The 14,463-nt window shown below is 60.7% G+C and carries 15 protein-coding genes and 1 tRNA gene; 4 read left to right on the forward strand and 12 right to left on the reverse strand.

Going from position 1 to position 14,463, the window contains the following annotated elements; translation table 11 throughout:
* Positions 1–19: 19 nt before the first annotated feature.
* The gene (locus LZ005_RS07390; protein WP_237806228.1) at positions 20–1,852 is read left to right on the forward strand and encodes a DUF4157 domain-containing protein; all 1,833 of its coding nucleotides are present in this window, start codon (positions 20–22) and stop codon (positions 1,850–1,852) included.
* A 52-nt stretch (positions 1,853–1,904) separates the two neighbouring features.
* Here the strand turns inward: LZ005_RS07390 and LZ005_RS07395 are convergent, their stop codons facing one another.
* The 12 genes from LZ005_RS07395 to cysS form a co-directional block, all read right to left on the reverse strand.
* Positions 1,905–2,237, reverse strand: coding sequence for a hypothetical protein (locus LZ005_RS07395; RefSeq protein ID WP_237806239.1), 333 nt, complete (start codon positions 2,235–2,237; stop codon positions 1,905–1,907).
* Positions 2,238–2,450: 213 nt separating this feature from the next.
* Positions 2,451–2,705 carry a hypothetical protein gene (locus LZ005_RS07400; RefSeq protein ID WP_237806241.1) on the reverse strand — a complete coding sequence of 85 codons (255 nt, stop codon included), beginning with the start codon at positions 2,703–2,705 and terminating at the stop codon, positions 2,451–2,453.
* A 73-nt stretch (positions 2,706–2,778) separates the two neighbouring features.
* Positions 2,779–3,375 (reverse strand): hypothetical protein, encoded by a 597-nt coding sequence (locus LZ005_RS07405; RefSeq protein WP_237806243.1) that lies wholly within the window; start codon positions 3,373–3,375, stop codon positions 2,779–2,781.
* Positions 3,376–3,417: 42 nt separating this feature from the next.
* Positions 3,418–3,747: a hypothetical protein gene (locus LZ005_RS07410; protein ID WP_237806245.1), complete on the reverse strand. Its 330-nt coding sequence runs from the start codon at positions 3,745–3,747 to the stop codon at positions 3,418–3,420.
* Between the two features lie 80 nt (positions 3,748–3,827).
* A complete protein-coding gene (locus LZ005_RS07415; RefSeq protein ID WP_237806247.1) occupies positions 3,828–4,289 on the reverse strand; it encodes a DUF695 domain-containing protein in 462 nt (153 codons plus the stop codon).
* A gap of 983 nt (positions 4,290–5,272) precedes the next feature.
* The gene (locus tag LZ005_RS07420; RefSeq protein WP_237806249.1) at positions 5,273–5,605 is read right to left on the reverse strand and encodes a hypothetical protein; all 333 of its coding nucleotides are present in this window, start codon (positions 5,603–5,605) and stop codon (positions 5,273–5,275) included.
* A gap of 768 nt (positions 5,606–6,373) precedes the next feature.
* Positions 6,374–6,466: transfer RNA gene (locus LZ005_RS07425), tRNA-Ser, on the reverse strand.
* Positions 6,467–6,575: 109 nt separating this feature from the next.
* Positions 6,576–7,820, reverse strand: a complete 1,245-nt coding sequence (locus LZ005_RS07430) for an aspartate kinase (RefSeq protein WP_237806251.1) — start codon at positions 7,818–7,820, stop codon at positions 6,576–6,578.
* A 142-nt stretch (positions 7,821–7,962) separates the two neighbouring features.
* Entirely contained in the window at positions 7,963–9,348 is a 1,386-nt protein-coding gene (gene tilS, locus LZ005_RS07435) for a tRNA lysidine(34) synthetase TilS (RefSeq protein WP_237806253.1), read from the reverse strand.
* Complete coding sequence (locus tag LZ005_RS07440) at positions 9,345–10,322, reverse strand: acetyl-CoA carboxylase carboxyltransferase subunit alpha (protein ID WP_237806255.1); 978 nt, start codon at positions 10,320–10,322, stop codon at positions 9,345–9,347. The genes tilS and LZ005_RS07440 overlap by 4 nt, the downstream gene beginning before the upstream one ends.
* Before the next feature lie 30 nt (positions 10,323–10,352).
* Complete coding sequence (locus tag LZ005_RS07445) at positions 10,353–11,006, reverse strand: DNA-3-methyladenine glycosylase (protein WP_237806257.1); 654 nt, start codon at positions 11,004–11,006, stop codon at positions 10,353–10,355.
* Positions 11,006–12,385 carry a cysteine--tRNA ligase gene (gene cysS, locus LZ005_RS07450; RefSeq protein WP_237806259.1) on the reverse strand — a complete coding sequence of 460 codons (1,380 nt, stop codon included), beginning with the start codon at positions 12,383–12,385 and terminating at the stop codon, positions 11,006–11,008. The genes LZ005_RS07445 and cysS overlap by 1 nt, the downstream gene beginning before the upstream one ends.
* A 189-nt stretch (positions 12,386–12,574) precedes the next feature.
* Here cysS and LZ005_RS07455 point away from each other — a divergent pair, with 189 nt between their 5' ends.
* The 3 genes from LZ005_RS07455 to LZ005_RS07465 are packed head-to-tail and all read left to right on the forward strand — an operon-like array spanning position 12,575 to position 14,454.
* The gene (locus LZ005_RS07455) at positions 12,575–13,189 is read left to right on the forward strand and encodes a peptidylprolyl isomerase (protein ID WP_269106557.1); all 615 of its coding nucleotides are present in this window, start codon (positions 12,575–12,577) and stop codon (positions 13,187–13,189) included.
* A gap of 30 nt (positions 13,190–13,219) precedes the next feature.
* Positions 13,220–13,711 carry a peptidylprolyl isomerase gene (locus LZ005_RS07460; protein WP_237806261.1) on the forward strand — a complete coding sequence of 164 codons (492 nt, stop codon included), beginning with the start codon at positions 13,220–13,222 and terminating at the stop codon, positions 13,709–13,711.
* The gene (locus LZ005_RS07465) at positions 13,711–14,454 is read left to right on the forward strand and encodes a UDP-2,3-diacylglucosamine diphosphatase (RefSeq protein WP_237806263.1); all 744 of its coding nucleotides are present in this window, start codon (positions 13,711–13,713) and stop codon (positions 14,452–14,454) included. The genes LZ005_RS07460 and LZ005_RS07465 overlap by 1 nt, the downstream gene beginning before the upstream one ends.
* Positions 14,455–14,463: the final 9 nt, after the last annotated feature.

Consider the following 14,463-nt stretch of genomic DNA (forward strand, 5'->3'; position numbering starts at 1 on the left):
TCGGCAGCGGGAGGATACGATGAAGGCCACACTGCAGGAAAAGACGTCAGCGCACCCGGACAGCGGGCCCAGCCACCAAAGCCCGGTCCACGGCGCGCCGAGCCAGATCACCGATGGCGTCGCGGCCGACCTCAAGCACAGCCCGCGCGTCAGTCAGCTCAGCGCGCTGAACGCCGCCATCCAGGACAGCCCGCGCATGAGCGCGCAGCGCCAGGCCGTGCAAGGCGCAGGCACACGCGGCGGTGGCCTGCCGCCCGCTTTACAGGCCAGCATGGAGTCGCTGTCCGGCATGCGCCTCGATCATGTGCGCGTCCACTACAACTCATCGCGTCCGGCCCAGTTGCAGGCGCACGCCTTTGCGCAGGGGCACGACATCCATCTGGCGCCGGGACAGGAAAAGCATTTGCCGCACGAAGCCTGGCATGTGGTTCAGCAAGCGCGCGGCCGAGTGCGGGCCGATACCCGCATGCATGGCATGGCCGTGAATGTCGATCCGGGCCTCGAACGCGAGGCCGACCAGATGGGTCAGCAAGCGCTGCAGCGCAAGGTGGCGCCCGGGGCGCCCAGGCCGGCACAAGCGCCCAGCGGGCCTGGTATTGTCCAGCGCCGCACAGCTCAGCAGGCCGGCCAGCTGGGCGCCTATGCCGCCGGCGCCGACGGCGCTCTCTACAACATTCCGGGCGGTTACGGCCTGACCCACGGCATCATCTATGAGCGCCTCCTGGCGCAAGCGCCCGACCAGCTCGGTGTCTTCAATGCCTATATCGGACAAATCGCCGCCATCGCGCCCGCCTTCATCGGGGGCGCCCTGCACTTTCTCGACAAGGCCGGCGGGCTGGCCGATCCTCCGGGTGGAGCGAACTGGGCCAACAACGCACAGCGCGACGCTTACAACACGCTGCTCACCAACTGGGCGGAGCTGGATGCCGCCCACGCGTACAACTTCGATGCGGCCAATCGGCCCGCCGCCGTCAACGAACGCCTGGTGCTGCTCAATCAACGCAACACCCTGCGCAACCGCGCCGAGATCGGCCTGGTCGACCCGTTTATCGTCCGCCTCCGGATTCCACAGGCGCTGCACGGGGCACCGTGGGAGATCGACACCAATTTCTCCAATTCGGCACTCAGCTACATCACGCGGATTCAGATCGGCCCGCGCGGCGTCACCGGGCATATCACGGCCTCGCCGCTGGCCTTCGCGGGCGTCGCCGGCAACATCCCCGCCGATCCCGCGCACTATGCGTTCTCACCCGCGCACAGTGTCGATGAACATCACGATGTTGGCGCACAGATTGGCGGCATCGCGGCCGGCCAGACCAATGCCGCCAACCACGAGGGCTTTGACGCGATCGCCAAATTTGCGGCCGAAGGGGCGCGCTTCGTGCCCGTGCGCGAAATGGGCATGGCACTCAAAGTGAATTCACGCTTCTATGCGCTCGACATGCATGGACAGACCAAATCCCTGTCCTTCCGCCTGCTATACCAGAACTGGGGGACCTGGTTCAACCGCGCCTACAACATCGACAGCGCCGCCGTCCGCATTCAGGTCCTAGCGCACGGGACGAATTACAACGGTCCCATCGATCTGGCGCACGATTACGATACCGACCGCGGCCAGCCCGCATCCACCGCAGCGGGCGCCTATGAAAACGAGCTGCGACCGGTATTCAGCCAAATCAAACAGATCAAGCGGAGCAAGTTCCGCGGCAGTGCGAAAGGTAAGAAGGCGCAGCACCTGGCCAACGTCAATCGTGGCAAGAATCAGCAAATTGCCTCACTCGAGCACGACGTCCGGCATTTCCGGCGCATGTACCCTGCCCTGTACAAAAGGACCTACGACTCGGAACCCTGAAACCGTACCCCATGCATTCCGGAAGCGGCATTGGCTCCGCAGCGTGCCACTTTCAATTACGCGCCTTCTCCACAGGAAGCAGTTCGAACCCGAAAGTCGCGGGGTCAAACACCTCACCATCGCGGTACTTCAAGACGCCGCCCTGTTCGACAAACGCGTTGAGCAGCTGGATCGCATGCTTTGCGGCTAAGCAGAGTGCCTGAAGTGAGCCTTCGCCATAAATCTCGAAGGCCTGCTCCCACAAAGGGGCGACGGTGACGGTACACGACCAGGCCGACGCGATCTTTTCACTGGGTTGCGGTTTAAAGAGTGCGACTCGGACTGGAAAATCCTCACCGCCCCCTTTGTTACCCATGAGTTCGTAGTCAGCGATTTGAAAAGACATTTGATTATCCTGAAGATCACATCAATGGCATCTGCTCTGGCGAATTGGCAGGCGTGCCCGATTTCCGTCCCGGTGGCTAAAGCTGATCGGCAAATTGCCCCTGAGCAGCCGGAGCCTGCGCAATACTGCCATCGCCAAAAGCGGCTCAAGGAAAGATGCGTCCTTAATAGAGCAAGGTCTGAATTAAGCTCACCTTGAATGCTTTGTTAGGGCTCACGCGGTGAAATGCCGAATTATCCATGTGACGAGAACTAGCAGGGTCGGACACGCCCAGCCGAAGCGTACGGCAATTGATCGATTACTCTGATCTTGAGTTGCACGCGCCCAAGCAACATTCAATGTCCAGCCAATGGCAACGGAAACGGCTGCTGCAATGAAGATGTGCACTTGCGGCATGAGCAATAAGAACAGAACAATTGGGCCTGCAATTGCCGCCAGCAGAAGCGCTCTGCTTATGAAATTCTTCATGATCCCTAACGTTGAAGCTGAGCCGCGAGCAACGGCTTGCCGACGCGAGTCGGCTCGAGCGAAAGGTCAGCCCTCACGGCGCCAAGTGCAGATACAGTGGGCATCCAAGTATCATGAGCACATAAGCAGTTAGCACACAACGTACATTTTTAAACTTGGTAGCAAGTAGCGGCTCAGCCCGACGAACGTAGACGTTGAGCATCGCGACTATGAAGCACATGGCGGCAAGCAGCAGATACAGAAACGTGAACAATGCCCATCCCCCCCACGAACCAGTAGAGCGAAAACCAACAATCCCGACAACAAATAGCGTGGACACCAGCGCCCCGAGAGTCCAGAGAGTCATGTCGCCTGCGAGTCGTCGAAATACGCCACCTACTTTCCCCAAGGTGGACGCTCGACCCCATAGCTTCGGAGAGAGCTGCTCTAGATCTTTAAACATCATCGCAACAAGCCCTAAAAAGATCGCTGTTGTCCCGATGATGTTCGCCAAACGAAAGACTGAGTTCGACTGCCGCTTCAAGTAGTCATTCGCCGACTGCGCATCAATGGCGAGCGAATAGTAGGCCCCGAGTGACGCAATAACGACCCAAAACGCAGCTCTGAAAAGCAAGTCTCTCCAAAGGTTGTCCTTCAGCCAGTCGTCGAACACAGTCTTTTCAGTTGCCATGTGGTTTTGCTGCCAATGTGGGAGGTTGAGGGTTAACGTAGTTCAGTAACCGGCGCGCGTCGGCGCGTCTGGGTTGACTGGGCGGTTAGAGCCAGACACCCGCGGAAGGAGGTAAAACCATTGAAGCACGCCTGCGGCAACGAAAAATGGAGTAGCGACAAATTGGGCCTCAGCGGGAGTAGCAATACCAAAATAAATGAGCGGCCAGACAACCAGCGCGCCGATTATGCCGAGCGGGAAAGTAAGGACCGGCAAAGAGAGTGCGAATAGCACGGCCATAGGTAGGCGCGTTTCGAAGGCGTAGCCCGCCAATGCGGAGGCGGCAACCACCGCGACAACATAGGCCCAGCGTTTCAGTTTTAGCTTCGGCATCCGATTTCTAACGTGTGGTGTAACCGGACCGCCGGACCGCTACAGCGCGCAGCGATGTAGCGGTCCGGTTGACGTAATTGTTATGCGGATTTCGCAAAAGCGTCATAGACGCTCCACTTTGGATCACGCTCTGCTACACATTGAACTTCATGTGAAGTTACATCAGACACGATTTGTTTGTGGACATCGGCAATGCCCGCGGCGTTACCAACGTAGAAAACGAATTCCTTAAAAGTCCCGGTTGTAATGGCTAGGACTTGAACCGAGGGCCCCAATTTTCGGACATGGGAAAGAATCGAGTCTTCGATGAGGGAGAGCCCCTGATCTTCTTCGGGCACAGGTTGCCCATCCGGATTAGGCGCCTTAAAAGGGACGGCAAAGCCAACACGGATATCAAGTGCCGGATGCCTAGCCCATGACTTTGCCGTTTCGTTGAAACGAACAATCATCGGACCGCCGTTTCCCTTCGCTTCGACGATCGACCACTTGTGATTATCATCGTCGAGCGTTTCTATTGGGAGGTGTTTTTTGAAGGGCCACATATCCAGGTTCTTTCAGGCATAACGTTGAAGTAACCGGCGCGCTTCAGCGCGTCCGGTTGAATGAAATGTTAGACACGGCCCAAGAACTTGCCCCGAACGAGCCGCCACATCAGTGCCCGCGCGAGCGACCACACGTGCGCGTGCGAACCGCTCCGATTCAAGCTCGCCGCTGAACTTCGAATAACCACCGGCCTGAGTGCCGAGCGCAGCCAAGCTCGCCGCGTTGCCAACAGCTAGGGCGCTAAGCGAAGTGGTGGAAGAAAAAATCATTTTCAGAGCCGGGCCTAACGTGCGGGTTCAGCGGCGCCGCTAGGCGTCCGCTGGAATAGGAGGTTGGGCGATAAAGTTCTTATTGCCATTAGTAGAGTCCTGCCCTGCGATACCACCGAACACATGCTGATTCAAGAAGAAAGAAGCTAAGGATTGCAAAGAAGAAGGCCCAAGGCACAAGAATTGTCGCAGCAAACATCGGCAGAACAACAAGCCGACAGATGAGCTTATAAACGAAAGGAAGCGCTTCATAACGCTTTCCCTTTTCAGGGAATCGTTCAAATTCACGTCGATTCAGAAACACATTCACGAAAAGCACCGCGAAGTAAAAAACGCCGAAAAGGATAGCTAGGTGCAATGGAGCCAGATCGTTCATTCCTCAAGTGCCCAACGTTGAAGTAACCGGCGCGCTTCAGCGCGTCCGGTTGAATGAAATGTTAGACACGGCCCAAGAACTTGCCCCGAACGAGCCGCCACATCAGTGCCCGCGCGAGCGACCACACGTGCGCGTGCGAACCGCTCCGATTCAAGCTCGCCGCTGAACTTCGAATAACCACCGGCCTGAGTGCCGAGCGCAGCCAAGCTCGCCGCGTTGCCAACAGCTAGGGCGCTAAGCGAAGTGGTGGAAGAAAAAATCATTTTCAGAGCCGGGCCTAACGTTGAGGTAACCGGCGCGCGTCAGCGAGTCCGGGTTGATTGACAAGTTAGGACCGTTAGCCGCCATTTTGCAAAAGCTCCATGTCCGTCGCTTCGCGCACTGGGTTTGCTGGCGAAAATAATAGGCCGCGTTCTGTGTGGTATTGGGTGATGCCCAGAAGACCGCTCCTTGAGAGCAGAACTGTGATGAGAATTGAATCGGTAAGCTCTTCAGGTCCGGGCTGACGAAAGACAATCAATTTGCAGCGCTTTCCAGCCACAACAATCGTCTCTTCCTCCGAAGTCTCAGGAAATCCAATGGCTCGCTCATAGGTCAGAGTTCTTAAGGACGAAACGCGTTCCTCAAGAATACGAGATGCGTCGATGTCGAAATTCGAAGGGCCAACCATATTGAAGCCTAACGTGCTGATTAACCGGCGCGCTTCAGCGCGTCCGTGTTGAATTTGTGGTTAGAGAAAAGCTCGCTTTTTGAGCTTCACTTACAACGGCGGCAACTAAATCAGCTGGCGTTCTGTAGTCCCATTCCTCAGCGATAAAGTCGTAACCGCGTGCATGAATATTGGCGCCGCTTAGGTAGACATATACATCGGCCTCAGTATGCGGAATTCTCCCTAACAGGTACGACTCTTCTCGTCCGGATTTCTCAAACACTAGACCTGAAATTGCGACCCCGAGCGCGGCGGAGCACTCCTTCTGAAATGGTGTTGAACCATTAGCATCTAGCGCCGTCGCCGGACCCCACGTCGCCTCGTGATCAGCGCGCCAGCTATGTTCTCCAACAATCCAATTCCGAATTCGTCCGAACATGACTGGAACTCTAACGAGAAGTAGGCACCCTAACAGGTGCAATTTTTTCCGACGTTTTCATAATTGGGGCGGCCCGAGATGAAAAATAAGCCAACAATATCAAGACGATATCTCAATTTAGCACACCCTAATCCGAAACGGCAAACACACCTTGCATAAATTCAATTTTGAAGGTCCGGCAAACATCTGCGTTTGCCAAATCGTCGCGCGGCACTGCTCGCGTGGGCTGCAGGGAGGGATTGGATTGTGCGGGAGCCTGGCTCCCCTTCGATGCTACTGAGGCGCCTGCCGTTTGATGTTAGCGCAGGAAATAAAAAAGCCGCCTCAAGGGCGGCTTCTTTACTTATTTCTGGCGGAGACGGTGGGATTCGAACCCACGATACAGGTTTTGCCCGTATGCCTCCTTAGCAGGGAGGTGCCTTCGGCCACTCGGCCACGTCTCCTCGTTGCACTAGTCAACGATTCTTGTCAGCCTTCGCAAACAAGAGCCGCGATGATAGCGGCTACAGGTGTATTGGTCAAGGCGACCAAGGGAATTTTCTCGAAAAACCCTTATTCCTTGTCCAGTTCAAAGGCTTTGTGGAGGGCACGCACGGCCAGCTCCATGTATTTCTCATCGATCAGGACCGTGATCTTGATTTCCGAGGTCGAGATCATCAGGATGTTGATGCCTTCCTTGGCCAGGGTCTCGAACATCTTGGCGGCGATGCCGACATGGCTGCGCATGCCCACGCCCACCACCGACACCTTCGACACCTTGGTGTCGCCAATGATTTCTTCGGCGCCGATATTGCCCTTGATCTGCTCCAGCACGCCCATGGCCTTGTGGTAGTCATTGCGCGAGACCGTGAAGGTGAAATCGGTCTTGCCGGCCACCGACTGGTTCTGGATGATCATGTCGACTTCGATGTTGGCTTCGGCGATCGGTCCCAGGATGTGGAAGGCCACGCCCGGCTTGTCGGGCACGCCCAGCACGGTGATTTTGGCCTCATCGCGCAGGAACGCGATACCGGAGATGACTGCTTGTTCCATGTTGTCTTCCTCAAACGAAATCAGGGTGCCCGATTGGGCTTCTTCTGCGAGCGGCATCAGCGGGTCGGTCAGCGAGGACAGCACGCGGGTCGGCACGCGGTAGTTGCCGGCGAATTCGACCGAACGGCTCTGCAGCACTTTCGAACCCTGCGAGGCCAGCTCCAGCATTTCTTCAAAGGTGATGGTTTTCAGACGGCGCGCGTCCGACACCACGCGCGGGTCGGTCGTGTAGACCCCGTCCACGTCGGTGTAAATCAGGCACTCGTCGGCCTTGATGGCGGCAGCAATCGCCACGGCCGAGGTGTCCGAACCGCCGCGGCCCAGCGTGGCGATGTTGTCGTCCTCGTCCACCCCCTGGAAGCCGGTGATGATCACGATCTTGCCTTCGTTCAGGTCGGCCTTGATGCGCGAATCGTCGATCGACTGGATGCGCGCCTTGGTGAAGGCGGAGTCGGTCTTGATGCCGACCTGCCAGCCGGCGTAGGACACGGCCTTTTTACCGAGCGACATCAGACCGAGGGCCAGCAGGCCGACCGACACCTGCTCGCCAGTCGAGGCAATCATGTCCAGTTCGCGCGGATCCGGGTATTCCATCATTTCCTTGGCCAGCCCAATCAGACGATTGGTTTCGCCGGACATGGCCGAGGGGACCACCACCACTTGATGCCCAGCGTCATGCCATTTGGCGACGCGCTTGGCGACGTTCTTGATGCGTTCCGTCGAGCCCATCGACGTACCGCCGTACTTGTGGACGATTAAAGCCATACTCTGAAAAACTTCCCGCTCAAAAAATGATCAAAGGAAGACTACTCTACATGCTGCAATGCAAAATAACAAGACACAGAATGCATTAAATCATACGTTTTAGGCATATGGTCATGCCAAAAGACGGGGGTATTCTGAACAACTATTGCCAAACCAGACGCACGCGTGGCGCCCCGCCCTGCCCCAGCTGACGCGCGTCCATGCCGACGCCGGCGGCGAACAACAGCTGGCGCCCGGCCCAGACGATGGGCAGGCGGCTGCGCTGCCAGGCGGGCACGGCCAGCGCCTGATAGTGCTGCTTGAGGCTGCGCGTGGGCCGGTTGGCGGCCAGCTTCAGCGTCTCGCCGCCGCGCCGGAAGTCGATTTCCAGGGCCTGGGCGCGCAGCCAGGCGGCATCGATGCCGGCCTCGTCCGGCTCGAAGCGCAGCACGCCGCCGTAGTCGGGAAAGGCCAGTTCGGCCTCGCCCTGCCATCGGAAGGCCTGGCCCGAACGCAGCGGTTCGCCCGCTTCGCGCTCGCCGCGCAGCGGGGCCGGGTGGGCCGTGATATGCAGATGGCCGCGGTAGCGCCGGATCTCGCAATCGGGATGGCTGACGCACAGATTGGCATCGGCACGCGCCTGCAGCAATTGGCTCGTCATTTCCTGCAGCCAGCTGGTCGAGGGCATGCGGATGCCGCGCTGCGCAAACCAGTGGCGCAGCAGATTATTCGCACGGTCTTCGCTCAATTGACGGAACTTCTCCAGATCGAGCGCGTCTGATACCAAGCAGGCAGCCAAATCGGCCGCGGCCAGTTCCTGCAACATGCGCTGGGCGGCGCGCGCGTGGGTGGCGGCGCGGGCAAAGCGTGTGGCAAAGCCGGGCATGGCCGCTTCCAGGGCGGGCAGCACCTGGTGGCGCAGCGCATTGCGGGCGTAGCGCGGGTCGGCGTTGGATTCGTCGTCGATGTAGGCAATCGCGTGTTCGCGCTGCCATTGTTCGAGCGTGGCGCGCGCCACGTCCAGCAGCGGGCGGGCCAGCGTCACCGCATCGGTGCCCAGCAGGCCGGGGGCGCGGTGGTGGCTGTCCATCCCGCACAGGCCGGCTATGCCGCTGCCGCGCGCCAGCTGCAACAAAATGGTCTCGGCCTGGTCGTCCTGGTGGTGGGCGGTCAGCAGCAGGTCGGCGCCGTGGCGCACGCACAGGGCGCCCAGGGCGGCGTAGCGCGCCTTGCGGGCGGCCGCTTCCACGCCCGTGCCGTCCGGCTGCAGCTGCACGCGGCTGGACGCGAACGGCAGGCGCAGGGCCGCACACTCGGCCGCGCAATGCGTGAGCCAGGCGTCGGCGTTCGGGCTCAGACCATGGTGGACGTGCAGGGCCAGCAGGCGCAGGCCGTGCCGGGTGGCGTAGTCGCGCGCCAGGTGCAGCAGCACGCTGGAATCCAGGCCGCCGGAAAAGGCAACGGCGAGGACTTGCCCCGCCGCTGTTTCGGCGCGCACGCTGTCGAGCGCGCGCGCAAAGGCCTGCGTCAGTGAAGCCGGCTGGCTCACTCTTCGCTGGGCGTGGTTTCCTTGAACTTACCGTAGCCCATCAGCTTTTCGTGGCGGGCGGCCAGCAGGTCCTTGGTCTTCATGCCCTGAACTTGGCGCAGCGAATCGGCCAGCGCACGCTTGAGCAGGCCGGCCATCTGTTTCGGATCGCGGTGGGCGCCGCCCAGCGGTTCGCTGATGATCTTGTCGATCAGGCCCATGGCCTTCAGGCGGTGGGCGGTCAGGCCCAGGGCGTCGGCCGCGTCGGAGGCGCGCTCGGCCGTCTTCCAGAGGATCGAGGCGCAGCCTTCAGGCGAAATCACCGAATAGGTGGCGTACTGCAGCATCATCACGACGTCGCCGACGGCAATGGCCAGCGCGCCGCCCGAGCCGCCTTCACCAATGATGGTGGCGATCAGCGGCACTTTCAGCTCGGCCATCACGTACAGATTGTGGCCGATCGCTTCGGACTGGCCGCGCTCCTCGGCGTCGATGCCGGGGAATGCGCCCGGGGTGTCGACAAAGGTGAAAATGGGGATGCCGAATTTTTCAGCCAGCTTCATCAGGCGCATGGCCTTGCGATAGCCTTCGGGCTTGGGCATGCCGAAATTGCGGGCCGCGCGTTCCTTGGTGTCGCGCCCCTTCTGGTGGCCGATCACCATGCAGGCCTGGCCATTGAAGCGGGCCAGACCGCCGACGATCGACAGGTCGTCCGCATAGCTGCGGTCGCCGTGCAGTTCGTGGAAGTCGGTGAAAATTTCGCGCACGTAATCGAGCGTGTACGGACGCTGCGGGTGGCGCGCGATCTGCGACACCTGCCACGGCGTGAGCTTGGCGTAGATGTCCTTGGTCAGTTGCTGGCTCTTCTTGGCCAGGCGGTCGATCTCTTCGGAGATGTCGACAGCCGAATCGTCCTGGACGAAACGCAGTTCTTCAATTTTCGAATCCAGCTCGGCAATGGGCTGCTCGAAACTGAGGAAACTTGTTTTGCTCATGGGTTCTCCCTATCAGGTCCGGCGAAGTGCTTATTTTACAGGAACCGGGTCCAGGCTACGCCATAAATACCAGGTCGCCACGGTACGCCAGGGTTCCCAGTTGGCCGATACTTCGCGTGCATCGCTGCGCGAGACCGGTTCGCCGGAGAAATAATTGCGGCTGATCCCCTGGATCAAGCCGGCATCGTCCAAAGGCAAGACATTTGGACGGAGCAGATTAAATATCAAAAACATCTCGGCTGTCCAGCGGCCGATGCCGCGGATGGCCACCAGTTCGGCGATCACCGCCTCGTCGTCCATCTCGGCCCATTTGTCCACGTGCACCAGCTTGTCGCGGAAGTGCTGGGCCAGGTCGAGCAGATAGTCGGCCTTGCGCTTGGACAGGCCGCAGCCGATCAGCTTTTCCTGCCCGGCCTTGAGCACCTGGGCCGGTGCGACCTTGGGGCACAGCTCGAGCACGCGGCCCCAGACCGCCTCGGCCGACTGGGTCGAGATCTGCTGGCCGACGACCGAGCGCGCGAGCGTCAAGAAGGGGTCGGTATGGCCGACCAGGGACAGGTCGCCAAACTGGGGGATCAGCTTCTTCATGATGCGGTCGCGCTTCATGAGTTCGGCTTTCGCCTCTTCCCAGTAGTCGGGCACGCGGGCCACGGGCGTGCCAAGATCGGCCGGTTTGATGACCATTATGCGCGGCGCCAGTTGGTCGTGCCGTCCGGCTTGTCTTCGAGGATGATGCCGGCCGCCTGCAATTCCTTGCGGATGCGGTCGGACTCGGCCCAGTTCTTGGCCTGCTTGGCGGCCAGGCGGGCGGCGATCTGGGCCTCGATGGCGGCATCGCCCTCGCTGGCGCTGCCGCGCAGGAAGGCCTGGGGCGCCCGTCCGAGCAGGCCGAGCACGCCGGCCAGGGCCTTGAGCTGGGCGGCCAGGGCCGGGTCCTTGGACTTGTTCAGCTCGGTCGCCATATCAAACAGCACGGCCAGGGCGATCGGCGTATTGAAGTCGTCGTCCATGGCCTCGGCAAAGCGGCGCGCATAGGCCGCGTTCCAGTCGACGGCCGCGGCCGGCGCGTCCACATCGGCCAGGGCCGTGTACAGGCGCGTCAGTGCCGTCTTGGCGTCGTCCAGATGGGCGTCCGAGTAATTGAGCGGGCTGCGGTAGTGGGCGCGCATGATGAAGAAGCGCACGACTTCGGCGTCGTACTTCTTCAGCACATCGCGGATCGTGAAGAAATTGCCCAGGGACTTGGACATCTTCTCGTTATCCACGCGCACAAAACCATTGTGCACCCAGTAATTGACCATCTGGCGCCCGCTCGCCCCTTCCGACTGAGCGATCTCGTTCTCGTGATGGGGGAACTGCAGGTCCTGGCCGCCGCCGTGGATATCGAAATGCTCGCCCAGCAGCGCGCACGACATGGCCGAGCACTCGATATGCCAGCCGGGCCGCCCGCTGCCCCACTTCGAGGCCCATTTCACTTCCTCGGGCTCGCTGGCCTTGGAGGCCTTCCACAGCACGAAGTCGAGCGGATCGCGCTTGCCGGTGTTGACGTCGACGCGCTCGCCGGCGCGCAGATCGTCGAGCGACTTGCCGGACAGCTTGCCGTAGCCGTCGAAGCCGCGCACGGCGTAGTTCACATCTCCGTCCGCGCCCTGATAGGCCAGGCCCTTGGACTCGAGCGTTTCGATCAGCTGCAGCATCTGCGGCACGTATTGGGTGGCGCGCGGCACATCGGTCGGCGGCTGGATGCCGAGCTGGGCGGTGTCCTCATCCATGTACTGGGTGAAGCGCGCCGTCAGGCTGCCGATGCTCTCACCATTCTCGACGGCACGCTTGATGATCTTGTCGTCGATGTCGGTGATATTGCGGACGTATTTGACCTCGTACCCCGAGGCCTTCAGCCAGCGGTAGATGACGTCGAAAGCCATCATCATGCGTGCATGTCCGATGTGGCAGTAGTCATAGATCGTCATGCCACAGACGTACATGCCGACCTTGCCGGGCACGATGGGAACGAACGTCTGTTTCTCACGCGCGAGCGTGTTGTAGATCTTCAAATTGCTCATGGATTCTGCGGATCAGTGACAAAACAAAGGACCGGCGCGCCAGGCCCTGCAAGGGGGCGCGTCTCAGGTCCAGTGTGCCGGATCGGGGTGTCCTCGGGTTTGTTCTTCTTTGATAGAATGGAACGTCAAGCCGCGAAGTATAGCACCTGAAGCTGGCGCGGCACGAATTTCCAGGAGAGGATTACCACCATGCACGTTCGCCGATTCTGCGCTTCGCTGATCGCCCTGATGTTTGCCGCCAGCAGCTTCGCCCAGGAGGCCCCTGCCCCCGCCCCCGAGGCGCCGGCGCGCGAACTGCCGCAGGTCCTCATCAAGACGACCCAGGGCGACATCGTGGTCGAACTCGAGGACGAGAAGGCGCCGAAGACGGTCGACAATTTCCTCAAATACGTCAAGGCCGGCTACTACAAGAACACCATCTTCCACCGCGTCATCAAGGACTTCATGATCCAGACCGGCGGCTACACCAAGGACCTGAAACCCAAGCCCGGCGTGCGCAAGGCGATCCCGATCGAGGACCAGAACGGCCTGCAGAACAAGGCCTACACGCTGGCCATGGCGCGTTCGGCCAGCCCGAACTCGGCCACCTCTCAGTTCTTCATCAACACGGTCGACAATCCCGGCCTCGACTTCCCCGGCACCGACGGCCACGGCTACACGGTGTTCGGGCGCGTGGTCAAAGGCCAGGAGGTGGTCGACAAAATCAAGGCCGTGCTGGTCGACGATATCAATGCCGAATTTCGCAATGTGCCGGTGAATCCGATCACGATTACGGCGACCACCGTGCTCAAGACGGTAAAATAAGCCCTTTTTCATTCCTCAGCAGGACACAAAATGCCCAACGTTAAGATCTTCACCACCGAAGGCGACATGGTCGTCGAACTGGACGCCGACAAGGCTCCGAAAACCGTCGCCAACTTCCTCGACTACGTGGCCAAGGGCCACTACACCAACACCATCTTCCACCGCGTGATCGATGGCTTCATGATCCAGGGCGGCGGTTTCGAGCCGGGCATGAAGCAGAAGCCCACCGACCAGACCGTGGAAAACGAAGCCAAGAACGGCCTGAAGAACGAGACCTACACCCTGGCCATGGCCCGCACCAGCGCGCCGCACTCGGCCTCGGCCCAGTTCTTCATCAACGTCAAGAACAACAGCTTCCTCGACTACCCGGGCCAGGACGGCTGGGGCTATGCCGTGTTCGGTAAAGTGATCGAAGGCCAGGACGTGGTCGACAAGATCCGCGCCGTGCCGACCGGCCGCAGCGGCATGTTCCAGGACGTGCCCAAGACCGACATCGTCATCACCAAGGTCGAAGTCCTCTGATGCAGGCGGCGCGCCCCCTCGCGCTGTTTCTCTCCGACCTGCACCTGCAGCCGTCGCACCCGGCCACCTGCGCAGCCTTTCTGCGCTTTCTGGCCGGGCCGGCAGCTGCGGCCGAGGCGGTCTATCTGTTGGGGGATATCTTCGAATACTGGGCCGGCGACGATGACCTCGCCGATCCTTTTGCCGCCGGCATCGTCGCCGCCCTGCGCCGCCTGGCCGACAGCGGCACCCGCCTCTACTGGATCGCCGGCAACCGCGATTTTCTCGTCGGTCCCGCCTTTGCCGCTGCCGCCGGCCTCACGCTGCTGAGCGAGCCGCATGTGCTGGAACTGGCCGGCCTGCGCATCGCCCTCGTGCATGGCGACGCCGAATGCACCGACGACAGCAAATACATGGCCTTTCGCGCCCAGGTGCGCGATCCGGCCTGGCAGGCCCAGTTCCTGGCCCTGCCCCTGGCCCAGCGCAAGGACATCATCGCCGGTCTGCGCCAAGGCTCGAAAGCGGCCCAGTCCGGCCCCGACTACCGGCTCACCGACGTCAATCCGGACGCCATCGCCGCCCTGTTCGCCCGCACCGGCTGCGCGGTGCTGATCCACGGCCACACCCATCAGCCGGCCCTGCACACGCTCGGCGCGCTGCGCCGCTATGTGCTGCCCGACTGGGAATGCGACGCGCCCCCGCTGCGCGGCGGCTTTCTGGCGCTCACGGCCGACGGCCAGCTGCACACCCATCCCCTGCCCTGAGCACGTGCA

It is taken from the genome of Massilia sp. TS11, assembly GCF_022012445.1.
GTDB lineage: Bacteria > Pseudomonadota > Gammaproteobacteria > Burkholderiales > Burkholderiaceae_D > Telluria.

What these genes read in the sequence shown, in the direction of transcription:
- LZ005_RS07390 (WP_237806228.1), top strand. Translation starts at nt 20, where the DNA reads ATGAAGGCCACACTGCAGGAAAAGACGTCAGCGCACCCGGACAGCGGG.
- LZ005_RS07395 (WP_237806239.1), bottom strand. Translation starts at nt 2,237, where the DNA reads ATGTCTTTTCAAATCGCTGACTACGAACTCATGGGTAACAAAGGGGGC.
- LZ005_RS07400 (WP_237806241.1), bottom strand. Translation starts at nt 2,705, where the DNA reads ATGAAGAATTTCATAAGCAGAGCGCTTCTGCTGGCGGCAATTGCAGGC.
- LZ005_RS07405 (WP_237806243.1), bottom strand. Translation starts at nt 3,375, where the DNA reads ATGGCAACTGAAAAGACTGTGTTCGACGACTGGCTGAAGGACAACCTT.
- LZ005_RS07410 (WP_237806245.1), bottom strand. Translation starts at nt 3,747, where the DNA reads ATGCCGAAGCTAAAACTGAAACGCTGGGCCTATGTTGTCGCGGTGGTT.
- LZ005_RS07415 (WP_237806247.1), bottom strand. Translation starts at nt 4,289, where the DNA reads ATGTGGCCCTTCAAAAAACACCTCCCAATAGAAACGCTCGACGATGAT.
- LZ005_RS07420 (WP_237806249.1), bottom strand. Translation starts at nt 5,605, where the DNA reads ATGGTTGGCCCTTCGAATTTCGACATCGACGCATCTCGTATTCTTGAG.
- LZ005_RS07430 (WP_237806251.1), bottom strand. Translation starts at nt 7,820, where the DNA reads ATGGCTTTAATCGTCCACAAGTACGGCGGTACGTCGATGGGCTCGACG.
- LZ005_RS07440 (WP_237806255.1), bottom strand. Translation starts at nt 10,322, where the DNA reads ATGAGCAAAACAAGTTTCCTCAGTTTCGAGCAGCCCATTGCCGAGCTG.
- LZ005_RS07445 (WP_237806257.1), bottom strand. Translation starts at nt 11,006, where the DNA reads ATGGTCATCAAACCGGCCGATCTTGGCACGCCCGTGGCCCGCGTGCCC.
- cysS (WP_237806259.1), bottom strand. Translation starts at nt 12,385, where the DNA reads ATGAGCAATTTGAAGATCTACAACACGCTCGCGCGTGAGAAACAGACG.
- LZ005_RS07455 (WP_269106557.1), top strand. Translation starts at nt 12,575, where the DNA reads ATGCACGTTCGCCGATTCTGCGCTTCGCTGATCGCCCTGATGTTTGCC.
- LZ005_RS07460 (WP_237806261.1), top strand. Translation starts at nt 13,220, where the DNA reads ATGCCCAACGTTAAGATCTTCACCACCGAAGGCGACATGGTCGTCGAA.
- LZ005_RS07465 (WP_237806263.1), top strand. Translation starts at nt 13,711, where the DNA reads ATGCAGGCGGCGCGCCCCCTCGCGCTGTTTCTCTCCGACCTGCACCTG.